The organism is Saccharothrix sabaoui (assembly GCF_051756985.1).
Classification (GTDB): Bacteria; Actinomycetota; Actinomycetes; order Mycobacteriales; family Pseudonocardiaceae; genus Actinosynnema.
This window is the reverse complement of the sequence record NZ_JBPKJK010000015.1, coordinates 36,325-54,624: the sequence shown is the minus strand read 5'-3', so window position 1 is coordinate 54,624 and position 18,300 is coordinate 36,325. Positions and strand designations below refer to the sequence as shown.

20 protein-coding genes are annotated in these 18,300 nt (G+C 70.4%); 8 read left to right on the top strand and 12 right to left on the bottom strand.

Translation table 11 applies throughout. The features are described from left to right. The 3 genes from ACR807_RS07140 to ACR807_RS07130 all read right to left on the bottom strand — a co-directional run bounded on the left by ACR807_RS07140 (position 1) and on the right by ACR807_RS07130 (position 1,719). Positions 1–453, bottom strand: a complete 453-nt coding sequence (locus ACR807_RS07140; RefSeq protein WP_438920416.1) for a TY-Chap domain-containing protein — start codon at positions 451–453, stop codon at positions 1–3. A gap of 5 nt (positions 454–458) precedes the next feature. After that, positions 459–890 carry a DUF6301 family protein gene (locus tag ACR807_RS07135; RefSeq protein WP_438920415.1) on the bottom strand — a complete coding sequence of 144 codons (432 nt, stop codon included), beginning with the start codon at positions 888–890 and terminating at the stop codon, positions 459–461. A 259-nt stretch (positions 891–1,149) separates the two neighbouring features. Next, complete coding sequence (locus ACR807_RS07130; RefSeq protein ID WP_438920414.1) at positions 1,150–1,719, bottom strand: TetR/AcrR family transcriptional regulator; 570 nt, start codon at positions 1,717–1,719, stop codon at positions 1,150–1,152. An 89-nt stretch (positions 1,720–1,808) separates the two neighbouring features. Between ACR807_RS07130 and ACR807_RS07125 the strand changes: the two genes are divergently transcribed. The 3 genes from ACR807_RS07125 to ACR807_RS07115 are packed head-to-tail and all read left to right on the top strand — an operon-like array spanning position 1,809 to position 4,249. Further along, complete coding sequence (locus ACR807_RS07125) at positions 1,809–2,768, top strand: ketopantoate reductase family protein (RefSeq protein ID WP_438920413.1); 960 nt, start codon at positions 1,809–1,811, stop codon at positions 2,766–2,768. A 43-nt stretch (positions 2,769–2,811) separates the two neighbouring features. Continuing rightward, positions 2,812–4,017: a cytochrome P450 gene (locus ACR807_RS07120; RefSeq protein WP_438920412.1), complete on the top strand. Its 1,206-nt coding sequence runs from the start codon at positions 2,812–2,814 to the stop codon at positions 4,015–4,017. Between the two features lie 37 nt (positions 4,018–4,054). Beyond that, positions 4,055–4,249: a ferredoxin gene (locus tag ACR807_RS07115; RefSeq protein ID WP_438920411.1), complete on the top strand. Its 195-nt coding sequence runs from the start codon at positions 4,055–4,057 to the stop codon at positions 4,247–4,249. 74 nt (positions 4,250–4,323) lie between these two features. Here ACR807_RS07115 and ACR807_RS07110 read toward each other — a convergent pair whose 3' ends face one another. The 8 genes from ACR807_RS07110 to ACR807_RS07075 all read right to left on the bottom strand — a co-directional run bounded on the left by ACR807_RS07110 (position 4,324) and on the right by ACR807_RS07075 (position 13,057). After that, on the bottom strand, positions 4,324–4,809 hold the full coding sequence (locus ACR807_RS07110) for a DUF5980 family protein (RefSeq protein ID WP_438920410.1): 486 nt from the start codon (positions 4,807–4,809) through the stop codon (positions 4,324–4,326). A gap of 192 nt (positions 4,810–5,001) precedes the next feature. Further along, complete coding sequence (locus ACR807_RS07105) at positions 5,002–6,024, bottom strand: serine hydrolase domain-containing protein (RefSeq protein ID WP_438920409.1); 1,023 nt, start codon at positions 6,022–6,024, stop codon at positions 5,002–5,004. Continuing rightward, positions 6,021–6,935, bottom strand: a complete 915-nt coding sequence (locus tag ACR807_RS07100; RefSeq protein WP_438920408.1) for a DUF6895 family protein — start codon at positions 6,933–6,935, stop codon at positions 6,021–6,023. Before ACR807_RS07100 ends, ACR807_RS07105 begins: the two co-directional genes overlap by 4 nt. Next, positions 6,932–7,657: a hypothetical protein gene (locus ACR807_RS07095; protein ID WP_438920407.1), complete on the bottom strand. Its 726-nt coding sequence runs from the start codon at positions 7,655–7,657 to the stop codon at positions 6,932–6,934. The genes ACR807_RS07100 and ACR807_RS07095 overlap by 4 nt, the downstream gene beginning before the upstream one ends. A 63-nt stretch (positions 7,658–7,720) precedes the next feature. Further along, positions 7,721–7,903, bottom strand: coding sequence for a hypothetical protein (locus ACR807_RS07090; RefSeq protein ID WP_438920406.1), 183 nt, complete (start codon positions 7,901–7,903; stop codon positions 7,721–7,723). A gap of 75 nt (positions 7,904–7,978) precedes the next feature. Further along, positions 7,979–8,251, bottom strand: a complete 273-nt coding sequence (locus tag ACR807_RS07085) for a peptidase inhibitor family I36 protein (RefSeq protein WP_438920405.1) — start codon at positions 8,249–8,251, stop codon at positions 7,979–7,981. 870 nt (positions 8,252–9,121) lie between these two features. Next, a complete protein-coding gene (locus ACR807_RS07080; protein ID WP_438920404.1) occupies positions 9,122–9,553 on the bottom strand; it encodes a DUF6892 domain-containing protein in 432 nt (143 codons plus the stop codon). A 258-nt stretch (positions 9,554–9,811) separates the two neighbouring features. Further along, positions 9,812–13,057, bottom strand: a complete 3,246-nt coding sequence (locus tag ACR807_RS07075; RefSeq protein ID WP_438920403.1) for an AfsR/SARP family transcriptional regulator — start codon at positions 13,055–13,057, stop codon at positions 9,812–9,814. Between the two features lie 12 nt (positions 13,058–13,069). Between ACR807_RS07075 and ACR807_RS07070 the strand changes: the two genes are divergently transcribed. From ACR807_RS07070 to ACR807_RS07055, 4 genes are all read left to right on the top strand, one after another. Beyond that, positions 13,070–13,231, top strand: a complete 162-nt coding sequence (locus ACR807_RS07070; protein ID WP_438920402.1) for a hypothetical protein — start codon at positions 13,070–13,072, stop codon at positions 13,229–13,231. Between the two features lie 75 nt (positions 13,232–13,306). Then, positions 13,307–13,819 (top strand): hypothetical protein, encoded by a 513-nt coding sequence (locus ACR807_RS07065; RefSeq protein WP_438920401.1) that lies wholly within the window; start codon positions 13,307–13,309, stop codon positions 13,817–13,819. Then, on the top strand, positions 13,816–14,730 hold the full coding sequence (locus ACR807_RS07060) for an HTTM domain-containing protein (RefSeq protein WP_438920400.1): 915 nt from the start codon (positions 13,816–13,818) through the stop codon (positions 14,728–14,730). Before ACR807_RS07065 ends, ACR807_RS07060 begins: the two co-directional genes overlap by 4 nt. Before the next feature lie 74 nt (positions 14,731–14,804). Beyond that, positions 14,805–15,749, top strand: a complete 945-nt coding sequence (locus tag ACR807_RS07055) for a GNAT family N-acetyltransferase (RefSeq protein ID WP_438920450.1) — start codon at positions 14,805–14,807, stop codon at positions 15,747–15,749. A gap of 39 nt (positions 15,750–15,788) precedes the next feature. On the opposite strand, the gene ACR807_RS07050 is transcribed toward ACR807_RS07055, so the two are convergent. Then, entirely contained in the window at positions 15,789–17,144 is a 1,356-nt protein-coding gene (locus tag ACR807_RS07050; protein ID WP_438920399.1) for a serine hydrolase domain-containing protein, read from the bottom strand. A 310-nt stretch (positions 17,145–17,454) separates the two neighbouring features. On the opposite strand from ACR807_RS07050, the gene ACR807_RS07045 reads away from it, so the two are divergent. Further along, positions 17,455–18,279: an AfsR/SARP family transcriptional regulator gene (locus ACR807_RS07045; RefSeq protein WP_438920398.1), complete on the top strand. Its 825-nt coding sequence runs from the start codon at positions 17,455–17,457 to the stop codon at positions 18,277–18,279. Positions 18,280–18,300 lie beyond the last annotated feature (21 nt).

Genomic DNA, 18,300 nt, shown 5'->3' with positions numbered 1-18,300 from the left:
CTAGTGCGCGGACGGGATGTCCAGCCACGGCAGGACCAGCGGGTTTTCGCCCGGGTCGCGTTCGGCGGACGGAGTCGTGCCGGACGGCCATTCCGCGTCGCGCCACGCCTTGTACGCCAGCCCGTCGGGACCCGGAAGCCCGTGGACGTCGCGCAACGCCACCACGCAGCGCGCCGCCATCGCGGCGTACTCCGCCGTCAACGCGGGCAGTGGCGAAGAGCAGGTCCAGTTCGGCGGGTCGATGCCGGTCGGCGGTGTCCACCCGGCCTCGGCCATGCGGCTGTACCCCGCGGATGGCGCCCCCGCCGCCTCGCAGTGCAGCTCGTGCTCGCCGCCGGCGAACTGCACGAACACCCGCGGGTCGGCCCGGGAGAAGACGACCAGGAAGACCCGGTCGGACACCTCCCGCAGCGCCTCGGTGAGACCGCCGCCGAACGCCTCCCAGTCGGACACCCCGGTCACCTGCCTTCCGGGGTGAGGAACCGGACCGCCACGGACCTCGACAACAGCGTGATGGTGACCTGGGCGGTCTCCACCTCCCAGGTCGCGTCGGTGCACCCGCGGTCGCGCCTGAGGGACGGGCGTCCCAGCCGGGCCGCCCCTTCGCGCACCGCCAGCGTGAAGAGGTCGCCGAGGAAGGCCCTCGTCGCCGGTGTCTCCTCCGCGACCACGTCCGTGATCCGGAAGCGCACGGACGACACGGTGTCGATGCCGGACATCGACACCCCCGGTGGGGTGAAGGCCGGGTTGACCAGGTACCCCAGCCCGTCCTCGACCTCGATCACCCAGCCGAGGCGGTCGACCGCCCTCCGCTGGGCGTCGGCGCGGGACACCGGCCAGGGGATGCCGGCCCAGAAGTCGACGGTCTCCCAGACCTCGGTGGGGGACATCGCGGAGTGGTCCACGTCAGCCGCCGGAGCACGGGTCGTGGGCGAGGACGGGCGTGCTGATCCCGTCGCGGATCGCCCTGCTCGTCCTCGTGGCCGGGCTGCATTGCTCTGTCACGGGAACCTCCTGCGGGCTACCTTAGGACGGGCCGGGTCCGGTGTTCCCGGCCCGGCGGCCGGCCCGGCCGTGATCGTCACGCCTTCCCCGCGACCGCTGTGGATCGCGTGGGCGCGGTGAGTGACCTCCGGGTCGTCGCCTCGGTCAGTGCGGGCGGCGCAGCCCGTCCAGCACGAGGGTGACGAGACCGTCGGCCTGAGTCCGCCAGTCGGGGCGATCATGAGCCGCGCTGATGCCGTGCAGTGCGACCACCACGGCACCCGCGTCCACGTCGTCGCGCAGGGCGCCGCTCCGCACCGCGGCGGCCACCAGGTCGGCGACGGCCTGTTCCAGCGCCCGACCGCCCTCGGTCAGGGCGCCTGAGCGGTCGGCCATGAGCGTGGCCAGCGTCCGGGCCAGGCCCTTGTGGGCGTCTATGTGGTCGACCATGCCGTGCAGGAACGCCTCCAGGGCCTCCATCGCGGGCAGGGTGGCCTGGAGTCGGCGGGCGCGGGAGCACAGCGCCGCGACCTCCCCGTGGTAGACCGCCTCGGCCAGTGCCTCGCGGGTGGGGAAGTGGCGGTACAGCGTGCCGGTGCCCACCCCGGCGAGGCGGGCGAAGTCGTCGAAGCGCAGGTCGAAGAACTCCCCGGCGTCGAAGACCTCCCGTGCCTTGGCGATCAGGGCGTCGCGGTTGCGCCGGGCGTCGGCCCGCAGCGGCTTGTCGGCGGTCATGCGCTTCCTCGCGTTGACAAGTGGAGATTATCTCCATATGTTGAAAGTGGAGATGATCTCCAGATCAATCGTACCCCACGAGGTGCATCGTGAAGATCCTGATGTTCGGCCGTGGCGTGATCGCCACCGTCTACGGCTGGGTCCTGGAACAGGCGGGGCACGACGTCGAGTTCTACGTCCGGCCGGGCCGCGCGGCGACGTACGGGGACGGGGTGGACCTCGACCTGATCGACACGCGGCGCCGGGGTCGCGCTCGGCGCGTCGTCGGGAAGTGGCCGGTGCGCTACCGCGAGGCGCTGGAGCCGGACCACGACTTCGACCTGATCGTGCTCAGCGTGCCGCACCACCGCCTCGCGGGGGCGACGGGCTTCCTGGCCCCGCGGGTCGGCCGGGCCACGGTGCTGGTCTTCGGCAACGTCTGGGCCGAGCCGCAGGCCGCGATCGGCGACCTCCCCGCCGACCGGGTCGCCTGGGGCTTTCCCCAGGCCGGTGGAGGCTTCGGCGCGGACGGCGTGCTCCACGGGGCGCTGCTGCCGTCGGTGGTCTTCGGCACCCTCGGCCGGCCCCCGACCGAGCGGGAACTGGCCGTGCGCCGGGTGTTCCGCGAGGCCGGGCTCCGGCTCAAGGAGCGGCCCGACTTCCGCGGCTGGCTGTGGGTCCACTTCGCGTCGGACGCCGGCATGTTCTCGCAGGGCCTGCGGCTGGGTTCCCTGTCCGGGTTGGTCGGGTCGACGCGCGACTTCCGCGAGGCGCTGCTGGCCGGCCGCGAGCTGTTGTCACTCGTCGAGGCGCGCGGCGTCGACCTGCGACGCCACCGGGGCGGTGTGCTGCTGTTCCGGGCGCCCACCTGGCTGACGGCTCCAGCGCTCGCCTGGCTGACCGCGCATGTCGCGCTCGCGCGCGTGAGCCTCGCGGCGCACTCCGACCCCGACGCCGAGGAACCGCGTGAGGTCTGCCGGGACACCCTGGCCGAAGCACGGCGGCTGGGCATCCCGGTACCGCGACTGGAGGCGGCGGAACCGCACTTCGCCCGTGAGAACAGCCGGTGACCGACCTCTTCTGCCTGTCCGTGACGTCGTGGAAAGGAAAGTCATGACCACCGCCGGGAAGCACGAGTTCCCCATGGCCCGTACGTGCCCGTTCACCCCACCGCCGGCGTACGAGGAGATCCGCGAGGAGGAGCCGGTCTCGCGGGTTCGCCTGCCCGACGGCGGGTGGGCCTGGGTGGTCAGCCGCCACGAGGACGTGCGAACCGTGTTGAACGACCGGCGGTTCAGCGCCGACCGGCAGCACCCGGACTTCCCGGCGCTGGTCGAGGGCGAGGCGGCGTCCCGGCGGCCGGACGAGGAGCGCATGCTGATCGCGATGGACGCGCCCGAGCACGGGCCGGCGCGCAGGGCCGTGCTCGGCGAGTTCACGGTGCGCCGGCTGGAGGCGCTGCGGCCGCGAATCCAGGAGATCGTCGACGAGCGGATCGACGCGCTGCTGGCCGGGCCGCGACCCGCTGACCTGGTGGACGCGCTGTCGCTGCCGGTCCCGTCGCTGGTGATCTGCGAGGTGCTGGGCGTGCCCTACGCCGACCACGAGTTCTTCCAGGAGCACACGGTGAAGGTGATCAGGCAGTCGACGCCGCCCGAGGAGCGGTGGGCGGCCGTGCAAGCCGTCCAGGACTACATGGTCGACCTGATCGCGGAGAAGGAGGAGGACCCGCCGGACGACCTGCTCGGGCGGCAGATCGTCAAGCTGCGCGCGGACGGCACCTACCGGCGGGCGTCGCTGGCCAACATGGGCTTCCTGCTGCTCGTGGCCGGCCACGAGACGACGGCGAACATGATCTCGCTGTCGACCGTGGCGTTCCTGCGGAACCCGGAGCAGCTCGCGATGATCAAGGCCGACCCGGTCAGGACGCTCGACGCGGTCGAGGAGATGCTGCGGTACTTCACGATCGTCGACGTGGCGACGGCTCGGCTGTGCGTCGAGGACGCGGAGGTCGGCGGGCAGCTGATCCGTGCCGGCGAAGGAGTGCTGGCGCTCGGCTACTCGGCCAACCGGGACCCGAGGGCGTTCGAGAACCCGGACGAACTCGACATCGCGCGTGGCGCGCGCCACCACGTCGCGTTCGGCTTCGGGCCGCACCAGTGCCTGGGGCAGAACCTGGCCCGGATGGAGCTGCAGATCGTGTTCGACACGCTGTTCCGCCGCGTCCCCACGCTGGAGCCGGCGGTGGACGTGGACGAGCTGCCGTTCAAGGACGACGCGAACATCTACGGCCTGTACCGGCTCCCGGTGACCTGGTAGCGGACGAACCACCACCCCCACCTCGGGAGGAGAGGTCATGAGGATCATCGCGGACACCGGCAGGTGCGTCGGTGCCGGGCAGTGCGTGCTCACCGAGCCCGAGCTGTTCGACCAGGGCGAGGACGACGGCACGATCATCGTGCTGAACGAGACGCCGGAGGGCGAGCTGGTCGAGAAGGCCCGCGAAGCGGTGCACCTGTGCCCCGGCCAGGCCCTCTACCTGGAGGAATGAGGCAGTCATGGCCGGGGCTGCCGGCCGGACCCCGGTACGCCGAGCCAGTGCTGTCGGCGCCCAGTGCCGGGGACTCACCTCCGGTTCATGCAGTCCACCCAGGACTCGGTGGTGACGACGATGTCGGTCGGGAGGGTTTCGGTCACGGTCCCGTCCGACACCCGGATGTGCGCGTGGTAGGTCGCCAGTGGCACTGACGCGGGCCCTTGCACGCCGACGAACCCGTTGACGTCGATCGAGCCGTCGGGGTCGTGGAAGTTGGAGCCCGGTGGGAGGTGGTGCTCGGTGGCGGTCCAGCCGGGAGGCAGGTCGCGCATCCCGTACTGGAGGTCGGTGGTCCACTCCCCGCTCACCACGAAGATGAAGTAGGAGGCGTGGGTCCTCCCGTCGGGACCCTGCTGAACGCACATCCGGCTGGTCCTGTCGAACTGCTCCAGCTGCCACGTCCGGGTCTGCGATGCCGCCTGCGCCGACGCGACGACGGACGCGCCGACCAGGGACAGCAGGAGCACCGAGGCCAGGACGAGCACCGATCTGACGATCCGGAACACCACTCTCACCGAATCCCTCCCGAAACTGGTGTGAACACGCTTCGGTCCACGCTAGCGACCGGGTTTCAGGGATCTCTGAGGCGACTTGTCACGTGGGGCAGGACCACCGCGACCGGCCGGTGGTCAACCGGACCGGCCGCTGGTCACCTCAGGTGGTGATGGGGTGGGAGCGGATCGGTGAGCACGGCCACGTCTCGTCGCTCACGGTACGGGCTTGAGCGCCGCGAGGGTCCGCAGCGTGTCGTAGGAGCGTTGGATGAACGTGCCGCGCAGGGTCGCACCGGCGTTGGTCAGGCTCACCAGGGCGGTGCCCGTTTGCGGGCTGAACCCGGTGAAGGCGGTGAACCCGCAGGTTCCGCCCGAGTGGAACAGCAGGTCGTGGTCCGGCTTCGTCCGCTGGAACCACGCGAGGCAGAGGTGACCGTTGTCCGCCAAGGGGATTCGGCGGCGGGTGACGTCGGCGAGTGCCGAGGCCAGTGGTGTGGCGCGGGGGGTGAGGTGTGCGGCGAGGTAGTCGAGCATGTCGCGCGGGGTGGAGCGAAGTGCTCCGGCGGCGGGCAACCCGGGGATGTGCCACGGTGGCAGTGGCCTGCCGCGCCGGTGCCCGACGGCCTGGGGGGTCGGGGTGCTGCCGGTGCCGGTCAACCCCAGGGGGTGCAGGACCCGGTCGGTGAGCAGGCGTTCGAACGGGAGGTCGGCGGCTTCGGCCAGCGACCACCCGAGCAGCCCGACGCCGAGGTTGGAGTAGTGGAACCGGGAACCCGGTGCCGATCGCAACCGCGCACGGGCCAGCCCGGTTCGGATTTGTGCCGGCCCCAGGTCCCGGTAGGGGTTGGCGAACCAGGTCCGCAGCACCCTGGGCATCGTCGTGAGCGGTACCAGCGGCAGGCCGGAGGTGTGGGTGGCGAGGTGCTCCAACGTGACGGGGGCCGGACGCCGCAGTCGCCAGCCTGGCGGGAGGTGGTCGTCGACGGGGTCGTCGTAGCGGACCTCACCGCGCCGCACCATCTCGGCCAGCAGCAACGCGGTGAACGTCTTCGTGACCGATCCTATTTCGAACCGGGTGTCCGGGGTGATCGGCTGCGTCCGGTCCCGAGCGGTGTGGCCGGCCACCAGCAGGGTTCTCCGGTCGCCGTGCAGGGCCGCGACCGCGGCGCCGGTCGCGCCGGGCGCCGCCGAGAGCAGCGGGCGCACGAGCTCGTCCAGGTCGGACGTGCCGGTCACCGGCATCGGCCGGCGCCCAGCAGCCGGGACACGGCCAGTGTGCCGGCGACCACCGCGACGACCGTGGCGTGGTGGTGGTCCCAGAAGCGCCGGACCCGGTCGTCGTCGACGGGCTCGCCGTCGCGCGGCACGAGGCCGTCGTCGTGCTGCACGGCGGCGAACCGCGTCCACACGTCGAGGTCGAACCGCGGCTCGGGCAGGCAGGCGTCCACGATCAGCAGCTCGGCGACGAGGTCCCAGTCCCCGACCTCGGCCCACACGTCCGTCCACACGGGCAGCCAGGTGGCGAGGTAGTCGACGATGTCGGGCGGCAGGTCGTCGGGCCTGGCGCCCCAGTCGGTCACGTGGAAAACGGTGTGGGTCACGCTGTACGCGGTGTCCCAGTCGATGGCCCAGGGGGGCGGTGTCGCCCCCAACCAGGTCGCCCGCAGCAGGGCGCCCCAATCGTCGTCGGTGGACATGCCGCACGTCCGGTAGGCGTTGGCCACCGCGAGCCGGCGGTTGGGGTACACCTCGGGCGTCGAGCGCACCGCGGCGTTGTGCGCCGCCAGTCGTTCGAGTGCCTGGTGGCGGTGGCCGCCGCAGGTGAAGTGGCAGTACACCTCGATCGGGTCGGTGAGCAGGCAGTTGCGCAGCTGGCGTTCGTAGAGCAGGTCGCCCTCGCGCAGCTGCCGCCACGTGGAGTCGATCAACTCGCGGGCGGCGCGCAGCTGTGCGGTGCCGCCAACCCCCTCGCGCAGCACCAGGGCCGCGGCCATGCCGATCTCGGAGACGGGTTTGTAGACGGTGTCGGGGTCGTCCGGCTCGACCGGGATGTCGTCCGGGAAGATGTCGGCGCCCTGGTGGTCGTGCAGGTACGTCAGGGCGCGGTGGGCGACGTTGTGGGCGATCGGGATCAGCGGGGTCGTCATGCCGGTTCCGATCGGAGCAGTCGGCGGGAGATGGCCAGGTCGAGCGACAGCCGCGACCCGGTGCCGCCGTACAACCGGATGCGCTCGACGAGCAGGGCCGCGTCCAGTGGCTGTCTCAGGCCGTTGCTGCTCGACAACGCCACCCACCGGAGCAACCGCGCCGCGGTGACGAAGTCCCGGCGCAGCACCGCCCGGGTGACCCCCTGCGCGAGCGGGCGTGTCCCTTCGAGCACCGCCGCCGTGATCGGGCCGCCCACGCCCGGCAACGCCAGCGGGGACAGCTGCGCCGCGTTCGCCGACCACTCCTGCCAGGTCTTCGCGCCGTCGAGCAGCGCCGCGGCCGTCTCCGGCGTCGGGGCGACGTCCGATCCCGCGGGCGATGCCTCGCCGGCGCGGGCCACCAGTCGACCCGCCGCCCAGTCCCGCCACGCCGCAACCCGCTGTTGCCGGGTGGTGGTCCGCCGGGCCGGGGGGAAGACCACGAAGGAGCGCGCTACGACCGCCACGTCGTCGCGGTGCACGGGGCGGCCCAGCAGCAGGTGCGGAGCGAAGACGTCCGCACCGATCAGCCGGACCGCCCCCAGGGCGATCGTCGCGTCCGCACCGGTGTTCACGTAGTCGGCGAGCCCGATTTCCCCATCGCCGTCCACGGAGTTCAGGACGCGGTCGGCGACCTCCGCCGCCGCGTCCATCAGCGACACGTGCAATCGTCCACTGTTCACCGGTACCAACAACCCTTCTGCTCGGCTCCGGGCCCGCCCTGGCGGTTCAGGGCAGGAGCCCTTCTAGCGCTTCGAGTCCTTGGGCAGCGGCGGCGAGAGCTTGAGCTTGAGCAGCGCCAGCGCCTGCGGGATCTCGACGTAGCGCGGCGCGTCGCTGACACCGGCTTCGGGCTCCACCATCAGGGCCTCCACCGCGCTCTGCTCCTCGGCGGTGGCCACCGCGGGAAGGGACGTGTGAACGGACATCACAACCTCCTTGATCGGTCTTGCATCGATGTCGAGCGGACGGTCGACGTGCCCCGGTCACCCGGGGCGGTCGGGTCAGACGGGAAGGAAGAGGACGCTCTGGATCGGGAGGATCTCGTTCATGTACCCGCGCGGGATGATCACGGCGGACACCGACAACAGGCCGCACGTCGAGTCCTCGAAGACGACGGCCGTGTACCCGGTGTCGTTCACGAACGACCGCCGCGGCCCGTTGAGGTCGTAGCAGATCTCCGGGGCCGGGTTCGTCACGTTGCGGACGTTGCCCTGCATGAAGGACTGGTCCCACGCGCAGAACGACGGGAAGGTGGCGCAACCCTGGGCGGCCACCGCCGAAGGGGCCGCCAGGGTCACGGACAACAGGACCGATACCGCCGTGACAACGGCAGCGGCGGCGGCTCGTGGACTTCTCCACCAACGCATGTTCTCTCCTCGTTCGGAAGGGTGCCGCACTCGTCCGGAGGGGACGGGCAACGACAGCGGAGCGTTCTTCGGTGACCTCCTCGAAGGACTGCGGCGGCGTGTGGTGCTACCGGCCCTTCACCCGGTAGACGTGCGAACGCCGCCCAGTACGCAGACGTTCATCCGATCGGCCCAGCGAAGCGGCGGAGGCAGCGGGATCCGGTCGAAGTCGTGACCGATCGAGCTTCGGGTGGCCCCGCCACCGCGTCCCCGCTGCCCGCGTCGCCCGGGGCCCGGGCGGGTCGTGGTGGCCGGCGGGGTCGGGCGGCAAGCGATGATCGGCGGCGGGTGGGGCGCGGGAGGCGGCGGAGCACTACCCCGTCCCTGCCCGACACCACAACGCACCCAGCAGCGGAATGGACCGGCCGGCGGTCGGCGAGTACAGCGACGGCGCCCCGATCCAGTACCACGACGACACCTTCGTGCCCTGGTTTCTTTACGCCCCTTGGCGATCACCCGGTCGGGGAGGGTGGGGCGAGTCGGTGGTGGAGCCAGGTGGTCGCTGCGGTGGTGAGGTGGTGGCCGGTGGGGGTGGGGCGTAGTCGGGTGCGGCGGTGCCAGAGGCCGGTGAGGGTGATGGCGTAGGTGGTGATGGCGTCGGGTGCGGCGGTGTGCCAGGCGGGGGCGGTACCCGTCGAGGATGCCCCGTCGTTGCCGTCGGGGGAGGAGGGAAGCCTTCGGGGAGTTCTCCTGCGGGGGGCGCGGGGGCTGTTGAGCGGTGGCGGTGGACGCGGGTGTTCAGCCCACGGCGATTCCGCGGGCTTTGAGGGTGGTCTCGGCGTCGGGGGCGGCCATCATGGCCTCGTCGCCGCCGTGGATCACGCGGAGGTTGGGCAGCAGGTCGAGGTCGTCCAGTGAGGTGACGTCGAAGAGGTCGTCCTCCCCGTCCCAGAAAGGCGAGCACTGGTGGTGGATCTCCAAGCCGCCGTCGGTGGTGAGTTCGTCCACGGTGGCCAGCTGCTCGGGGGTGATCTCCAGGTCGGTGAAGTACTGGCGGGCTTCTTCGAGGACGGTGTGCAGCAGGTCCTGTTGGTGCAGGTACTTCCACAGGTCGCCGGTGGCGCCCTTGGCGTGGAGGACGTCGGCGATCCGGAAACGGGGCTGGATCACCTTGTCCTGGTACATGAGCTTGTCGATGACCAGCAGCTTGAAGTTGAAGTCGCGGAACATGTCCCACTGTCTACCAGGCCACCCCGACAATCCGGGCGGTCGACACCACCTTCCGATCGGCGAATCGTGCACCCTGATGCCCTGTACCTGCCGAGAATTGCCGATAGTCGGCCACGGTGTCTGACCTGTGCTTCAGCACCGCCACGCCGATGCAGGTCCCGAGCACTGGTGGCACCAGCCGGGATGGGCGAGGCACGTGTGCCGCGGGGAGGTGTGACACCGGCACGGCGTCGAACCGGTCCGACGCCGTGCCGCCGGTCAGTTCCGGGGATCGGCAGGTGGCCGGCTCGCTCCCTCGCAACGGAAGCAGACAACCGCCTTGTCGTCGAGAGCCGCCAGGTGACGGTGTGCGTACTCGACGTCGACCATGCCGTCCGGGTAGGTGCTCATCACCTGCTTCCAGTACCGCCGGGCCTCCGGCAGCCGACCACGGGTGAACGCGACGTGGGCCAGGCCCTCCAGCGCACGTGCTCGGTAGCGGGCGATGCCGAACCGGTCGGCGGCCTCCATCGCCAGCTCGAACGTCCGCTTGGCACGGTCGAGGTCCCCCATGGCGAAGGTGGTCTCACCGAGGCAGTTCATCACCTCGCACTCGACGACCCGCAGTTCGAACCGCCGGGCGGTGGTCAGCGCTCGCCTCCCCTGGTCGAGCGACTCGGTGAGGTTGCCCAGCGATCGGTTCACACCGCAGAGACCCTGCAGCGCGAACGCTTCACCGTGGGAACTCCCGGATGTCCTGCTCATCCGCAAACCGCGCGTGAACTCCCGCCGAGCCTCTTCGTGGGCCCCCATGGCGTGGAGGACCGACCCGATGCACCACGAGATGAACTGCGCCGACCGCGCGTCCTCGGCGGTGAGCAGCGCCTCGGCCCGCCGCAGGTGGTGCAGCGCCTGGTCGAAGTCCCCCAGATCCCGGCAGATGACGCCCAGGTTGTTCGCCACCGCGAGGCTCAGGAACGCGTTCGGGGCCCGTGCGGTCAGGGGCTCGGCTTGGAGGAAGATGTCCCTGGCTTCCTGGAGCCGGTCTTCGTGCAGGAAGAGGTTGCCGAGGTCGATCAGCTGCGCGGTCTCGCCCTCGGAGGCGCCGATCTGCCTGCTCAACTTGAGAGCCCGCTCGATGTGTTCCCGGGCTTCGGCAATGGACCGGTGATCGCGGCAGACGGCCGCCAGTCCCTGCAGGCAGGCCGACTCGCCGTGCGCGTCACCGGATTCCCGGGCCGCTCGTGCTCCACCCTCGAACAAGTCGTACGACGGCTCACCGTAGTTGTGCAGCTTGAGCATGGGTTGCAGAGCGCACACCAGCTGCCATGCGTGCCGGTGCCAGTCGTTGTCCGCGGCGAACCGGGCGACCGCGACGAGGTTGGAGTACTCCACGCCGAGGAGTTCGACCGCCTCCTGGGCGGTGGACACCGCTGGGAGCTGATCGGGCACGTGTTCCACCTTGGGTGCCTCGCGGTGGATGGCGTTGTGGTGGTGACGACACCACACGTGCGCCGCGTGCAGGTAGTAGTCGAGGAGCCGACCGAGGGCGGCGTGCTGCTCAGTGCCGTCGTCCTGGTCGGAAAGCAGCTGACGGGCGCAGTCGCGGATCAAGTCGTGGAAGTAGAAGCGCCCGGCGATGCTCTGCTTGAGCAGGTTGTCGTCGAACAACGAGTCGAGGTGCTGCTCGACCTCGTCCAACGGCAGGCCCGCGAGGGCGGCGGCGCTGTAGGCGTCGAAGTCACCGCCCGGGTGGAGGCTGAGCAGCCGGAACAACCGTTGTTGCGGCGGCGACAGGTAGCGGTACGACACCCTGAGCGCCGCCATGACGCCGCGGTCGTCGATTTCGAGGAACCTGACGCGCTGTGCGTGGTTCCGCAGTCGGTTCACCAGCTCCGCGACGGTCCACCCCGTGCGATCCCGCAGGCGTGCGGCGGCGATCCGGATGGCCAGCGGCAACCTGCCGCACAACTCGACGGCAGTGGCGACGGCATCGCGTTCCGCCGCCACGCGCCCCGCGCCGGCGATCTTCTCGAAGAGGGTGATCGCGTCTTCGTGCGGCAGCACGTCGAGGGAGATGGGCAGCGCGCCTTCGAGCGCCGTGAGCTTCCTGCGGCTGGTGACCACCACGAGCGCGCCCGCCGCTCCGGGTAACAGCGGCCGCACGTGTGCGGCGTTGACGGCGTTGTCTATGATCAACAATATTCGCTGACCGGCCATCCGCGAGCGCCAGAGCGCACTTCGGCTGTCTATTGTGGATGGTATGAGTTCGGGGGGCACCCCGCTGTCGCCCAGTAACATGTCCAGTGCCTGCTCCGGGGACACGGGGTTCATCCCGGCCGTGAAACCGCGCAGGTCGATGAAGTAGTGGCCCTCGGGGTAGTCACCCGCGACCTGGTGTGCCAGGTGGACTGCCAGTGTCGTCTTGCCGACCCCGCCCATGCCGTCGACCGCGGAGATGGTGATCGCGGTCGGCGACGTGGCCTGCGTGGCGTCGCGCAGGTGCAGGAGTTCCGCCGACCGGCCGGAGAAGTCGCTGATGTCGTGGGGCAAGTAGGACCGGACGGTCCGCTGCCGAGATGGGTCCTCGTCGGATTCGGTCGGCACGGCCGCGGCCGCGGGTACAGGCGCCGGCGTGCCGCGCAGCACAGTGGCGTGTACCTGTCGCAGTTCCGGACTCGGGTCGAGCCCGAGGTCGTCGGCCAGCATCCTCCTGCCGTCGTCGTACACGGCCAGCGCGTCAGCCTGTCGTCCGCTGCGGTGGAGGGCCTGCATCAGGCTGATGCGCAGCGAATCACGCAGCGGGTGCTCGGTGACGAGCTGTCGGAGCTCGCCGACCACTGAACCGGTCTCGCCGGTCCGCAGGCGGAGGGACATCATGCTCTCGACCGCGCTGAGCCGTTGCTCGTGCAGCCCGGCGGCCGCGCTCTCGATCGTCGTGCCGCCGAGCCCGGCCAGCGCGTCTCCCCGCCAGATGCCGAGCGCGGCGCGCAGCGCGGCCACCGCCTCGGCCAACCGCTCCTGGGCCTCGGCACGCCTGGCCTCGTCGAGGAGAACCAGGAACCGGTCGACGTCGATCGACACCTCCAGGGCTTCGAGCCGGTAGCCGGCCTCGGTCCACCGGATGTGCACGTCCGGGGAGTGCTCTACCAATGCGCGCCGAAGGCCTGCGACGGCGTTGTGGATCTGCTGGCGGGCGGACTGGGGAGGACTGCTCCACAGCTCGTCGACGAGGCGCTCGACTGGAACGACCCGGTTGCCGGCCAGCAGCAGTAGCGCGAGGAGCCGCTGTTGCCGTGCTCCGCCGATGTGGACCATTTCTCCGCCGGAGCGGACTTCCAAAGGTCCCAGGACCCGAAACTCCAATGTGACGACACCCCCTGGTCTGACTCGATCGATCGAGACAAGCGGGCACAGCGAGTAGGGACTCGATAGCGGTCCGGTAGTCCATGATGCCACAGTGGCGGAGGTCGAGGTCCGCCAACGCAGTTGGACCTGCGGCACTACGTCGATGACTTTGCCCATGGGGGATTTGTTGTGAAGAAGGCGTTTTCGCTCGGGTTCGCGCTGTCCGCCGCCGTGTTCGTCGTGGTGGTGACAGCAGGTGGTTCGTCGGCCGAAGTGGGTGACAAGCCGTACGCGGACAACAGCGTGGTGAACGGGGGCACCGGTCAGGAAGTGTGCAGTCAAGGCACGTGAGCCGCGAAGGTGCCGCTGGTGAGACGGGTAGTTCAGCTCCAGGGGGATGCCGCGCGCGGGGTGCACGGATTCGCGTTGACGGCGACGGTGCTGGTGACCAGCCTCGTGATCACCTGGCTCGCCGCGTTGGACGTCGCCGGGCTGCGTGATCGGCTCACCGGCTATCTTGAGGTCTGGCCGCAGCGTTGGACGTTCTTCGTGGATCTTGACAGGGACCTGCTCGTGGGCTACCGGGTTGTCCCCGGTAGCCCGCGGCTGGGCGAGTTGACCGAACGACGGCAATGGGACACGTGGTCCTGGGGACTCAGTCGAGCCGGATATGCGGAGTCGGCGGAGCTGCGCGCGGTCGCGCGCCGGATACCGGACGAATACTGGTTGCCGTGTGACGAATCGGAGGCCGTTGATTGCGGCCGCATGCGGAACGGCGTAGAACCTTACCGGGGGGAAAACCGAGCTGAGAGCCCGGTGTTGTGCGGGCAGCTCGCCATCGCGGTGGAACGCCCGTCGGCGCTGGTCGCCCGTCGACTTCCGGAGCAGCCCAGGCAGGTGTTCCGCATCGCGTTCGTGGACCTCCGGTGCCGGACGTGAGCAGGGTGGCGGGACGACTGGCCCGCGCGATCGAGCAAGCAGAGCTGCGGGGGACGCCCCTCGCGGTCGGCCGCAGCCTGTTGGCCACCGCCGGCCTGCTCACGATCCTCTTCAGCTCGAATTCAGAGCTGTTCATCCGCACTGCGGAGTTGCCGGACGGCATGCGGTGCACAGGTGTGCGTGCGGCCTCGCTGTGGTGCCTGACGGGGCCGACCGAGTCCGGTCTCCTGGTCAGCCGGGCCATCGCAGTCGCGGTGCTGGTGCTCGTCCTGGTCGGGCTGAGCCCGCGATGGACCTGCGTGCCGCACTGGTACGTCTCGTTCAGCCTCGCGGCGGCGATGGAGATGGCCAACGGAGGGGACGCGATCGCGCAGGTCGCCACGATGCTGCTCATCCCGATGTGCTTGGGTGACGACCGGGCATCGCACTGGCAGCGCCCGCTCCGCCCCCTCGCACCGTCGTGGCGGGGCAGCGCGTTCGCCGCTCACCTCGGTCTGCGCGGGCAGCTCTGCCTGATCTACCTCGGCGCGGTGACCGCCAAGCTGATGGACCCCCTGTGGCGGCACGGCGCCGCGTTGTCCATCGTGGCGAACCACCCCCAGTACGGGTTCCCGGCGCCGGTTCGCGACCTCCTCTCGCCGGTGATGGACTCCTACTGGCTCGTCGCCCTCCTCTCGTGGTCGGTGGTCGGCGTCCAGGTGGTGCTGGCGCTGTTGACCCTGGGGCGGCGAAAGCACCGGTTGGTCGCCCTGGTGCTCGGGTGCGGGCTCCACCTGGGGATCATGTTCTTCATGAGCCTGCCGAGCTTCGGCATGGTCATGATCGCGGTGCTGGTCATCAGCACCGCGTCCGTGACGTCCGAGCGGCGCGCCGAGCAGCCCAGCGCCGCGACCAAGGAAGGGAACCCGTGACAGCAGGTCTTGAAGTCGAGCGATTCGACCCCGCGCGCGCCACCGAGAGCGATCTCCGCGGGTACTACGAGGTGATGCTGGCGAGGTCGGACACCGACCGCCCTGATGAGCCTCGGTTGACGTACGCGGATGTCGTGGGCCGCTTGGAGAACCCTTTCGTCGGATTCGGGCCGGTGGTCTACTGGGTCGCGCGCCTGGATGACGAGGTCGTGGGACTCGCGATCGTCTACTTCCTGGAAGAGGAGAGCAGCCACATCGGGCTGACGGAGGTCGTCGTCCACCCACGGGTGCGGCGCAGGGGGATCGGCACCGCGATCCTGAAGGCCGTCGTCCCGGAGCTGCGCGCCCGTGGTCGCCGCGTGGTCGAGACCTGGCAGATCACCAAGGGCAGTGACGGTGAGCGGTGGGCCCGCGAGCTGAACTTCCGACCTGTGCACACCGTGCTGACGCAGGTGCTGGTGATCCCCGGAACCGACAGAGCCCTGTGGCAGGACGATGCTCCCGCCGGTTATCGCCTGCAGCGCTGGGAGGGCGTCGTGCCCGCGGATCTCATCGCGTCCTTCGCCGCCGCTCGCAATGCCATGCACGACGCGCCGTCGGGTGAACTGGGCTACCAGGAGCCCGAGTGGACCCCCGATCGAGTTCGGGCGCGTGAGGCTGAGCTGCGGCAGAACAACATCGAGCTGCGGGCGGTCGTCGCCGTGCACGAGGACACCGGTGAAGTCGCCGGGCTGACCGAACTCGAACTGCACCCCCACCGGCCGTTCTGGGGCTTCCAGCGTGACACCGCGGTGTCGGCGCCGCACCGGGGGCACGGGCTGGGTCGGTGCATCAAGGCGCACCTCATCCGCTGGCTGCTGGCCGATCGCCCGGACCTGGACCGGATCTACACGACCACCGGCGCCGGCAACGAGCACATGATCCGGGTCAACCACCAGTTGGGTTGCACCACGGTCCGGATCATGATCGCCGTCAACCGTGACCTCGCGGAGCTGGAGTCGGACCTCGGCGTGAGGTGATCGACGCCCGCCCACGACGCGCCGTGTCGGCCGGCTTGCTCACTCGCGCACTCGGGGGATCACACGACTGGTGTGCAGGTACTCGACAAGGCCGTTCTCGACGTCGTCGACGAGACCTATCACGGAGTGCGCCCCCTCCTCGCGAGCCACCGTGATCAACCTGTCCCGATCCAGCGCGACCACTTCGCGCGCGTCCGCCGCGAAGGTGTCCGGATCGGCGGGCGCGGTGTGGGGCGAGATGCGCAGCCAGGCGCGTCCGTCCGCGTCGACGTGCACCACGTTGTCGGCAACGGGCGACCGGTACGTTCCCGTGACCCGGCCGGCGTCGACGGGCTGCGGAACTTCCGGTGGGACGGGCAAGTCGGGTTGAACCACCCCGCCCAGTTCGCCGAGCAGGTGACCGAACACCTCGGTGAACACCGGGTACACGTCCCCACCGTTGGTCAGCATCGCCACCGCCACACCCGCGTCGGGCACCACGCGCAGGAACGAGCGCTGCCCGGCCGTCCAGCCGGTGTGGCCGAGCACGAGTGGCCCCCCGTAATCGGGCAGTGCCCAGCCCAGCGCCCAGTGGCCGCTGATCAGCCCCAGGTCGGGGACCGCGACCTGGGGCTCCCGCATCGCGTCGAGATCGGCGTGTTCCAGGTGCATCCGAACGAGGCCGAGCAGGTCACGCGCGTTCATCGCGAGCAGTGCGCCCGCCGGGGCGGTGGAAGCCCCCATCGACAGCTCCCGGACCGGCTTGACCGTGCCGTTCGACGCGGAGCGGACGTGTCCTGCGGCGGGACGTCGGAGGATCGCCTCGTCGGGTGAGGTCGCGACGTTGGCCAGTCCGAGCGGATCGATCAGGCGCTCGCGCAGCACCGCGTTGAACGGCTCGTCCCGCAACGTCTCGACCAGGCGACCGAGCACCACGTAACCGCTGTTGCAGTACGAGAACCGCTCGCCGGGTGGGAACACCTGACGTGCGTCGGCGAGACCGGCCACGTACTTCTCGATGGCGTCGTCACCGGTGCCGGTGTCGGCGAACAGGTCTCCTTCGAAACCCGCGGTGTGGCTGAGCAGCTGCCTGGCCGTCACGGTCTCGCCGGCGGACCGATCGGCGAGCCGGAAGTCGACCAGGTGGTCACGCACCGGCCGGTCCAGGTCGAGCAGACCTTCGTTGACGAGTTGCTGCACCAAGGTCGCCGTCCACACCTTGGTGATCGAGCCGATCCGGAACAGCGCGTCGTCCGTGACCGGTGCGCCCGTCGCGGTGTCCAGCACACCGGCGGCGGCACCTCCGACCTGGCCGTCCGCCAGCACCGCCACCTGGGCACCGGGCACCTCGTGCCGCTCCAGCAGTCGAGGCAGGGTCCCCGTGATCCACTCGGCGGCGGCGCGCGCTCGGCTCATGAACGGGCCTCCGATCGACAAGGTCTCCGGCACCGCACCCTACTCAGGATTCGCGAAGCGCACAGGTGCGCCGCATCAGCTCCGGCTACGCGATCCGCGGGGAGCCGGGCAGGAGTTCGCCCGATCGCCGGCGGTCCGACGAGTTCCGCACCCGCCAGAAGACCGACGACAGGAACGGTGGCCGCGGCCCTGGACGGCACCGTCCGTGCGAGCGCAGGGCCACAGGTAGGAGCCGGGTACCGGTGCGGTAGGGGGCGAGTTCACGATGTGGACGGGCGAGTGCCGGCGATTTCGCAGGAGGGCAGGAAGCATGGGGGCGACCAGGGCGGGCTCCGCGATGCCGGGGCGGCGCACCGGCGGTGCGAGCACCGGCACCGTTCGGTTCGAGGTGTTGGGGGCGACCAGGGTGGTCCACGCCGGGAAGGTGGTGCAGGTCCCCGCGCTGCGGCAGCGGACGCTGCTGGCGGCGCTGGTGCTGGACGCGAACCGGCTGGTCAGCAGCGAGCGGTTGATCGACGTGCTGTGGGGGGAGTCGCCGCCCGCCACCGCGCGCGCCCAGATCCACATCTGCGTGTCCAGGCTGCGGCGCCTCCTGGCGGGGGCGGACGCGGCGCACCTCCTGGTCAGCGAGCCGGGCGGATACGCGATCACGGTTTCTCCGGATCAGGTCGACGTCCGGCTGTTCGTGGACTTGACGGTGCAGGCGGGCCACCTGGCCGAGAGCAACCTGCTCGACGAGGCGGTAGCGGTCCAACGGCGGGCCCTGCGGCTGTGGCGCGGGGCCGCTCTGGACGATGTGCCCACCCCCGCCTTGGCCACCAGGGCCACCAGGTTGAACGAGGAGCGGTTGGACGCGTGGGAACGTTGCGCCGACTGGGAATTGCGGTTGGGGTTGCACCGTCGGCTCGTCGGCGAACTGATGGAGCGGGTCATCGATCACCCGCTGCGGGAGCGCAGCCGGGTTCAGCTCATGCTGGCGCTCTACCGCTCCGGCAGGCAGGCGGAGGCCCTGGAGGTCTTCCACCGGGGTCGTCGTGAACTGGTGGACGAGTTCGGCCTCGAGCCGAGCGCGGAGTTGCGCCGTGTGGCCGCGCAGATCCTCACTGACGACTCGGCCCTGCGCTGGACCGCCTGAGCCCGGCGTCGAGCCGGTGCG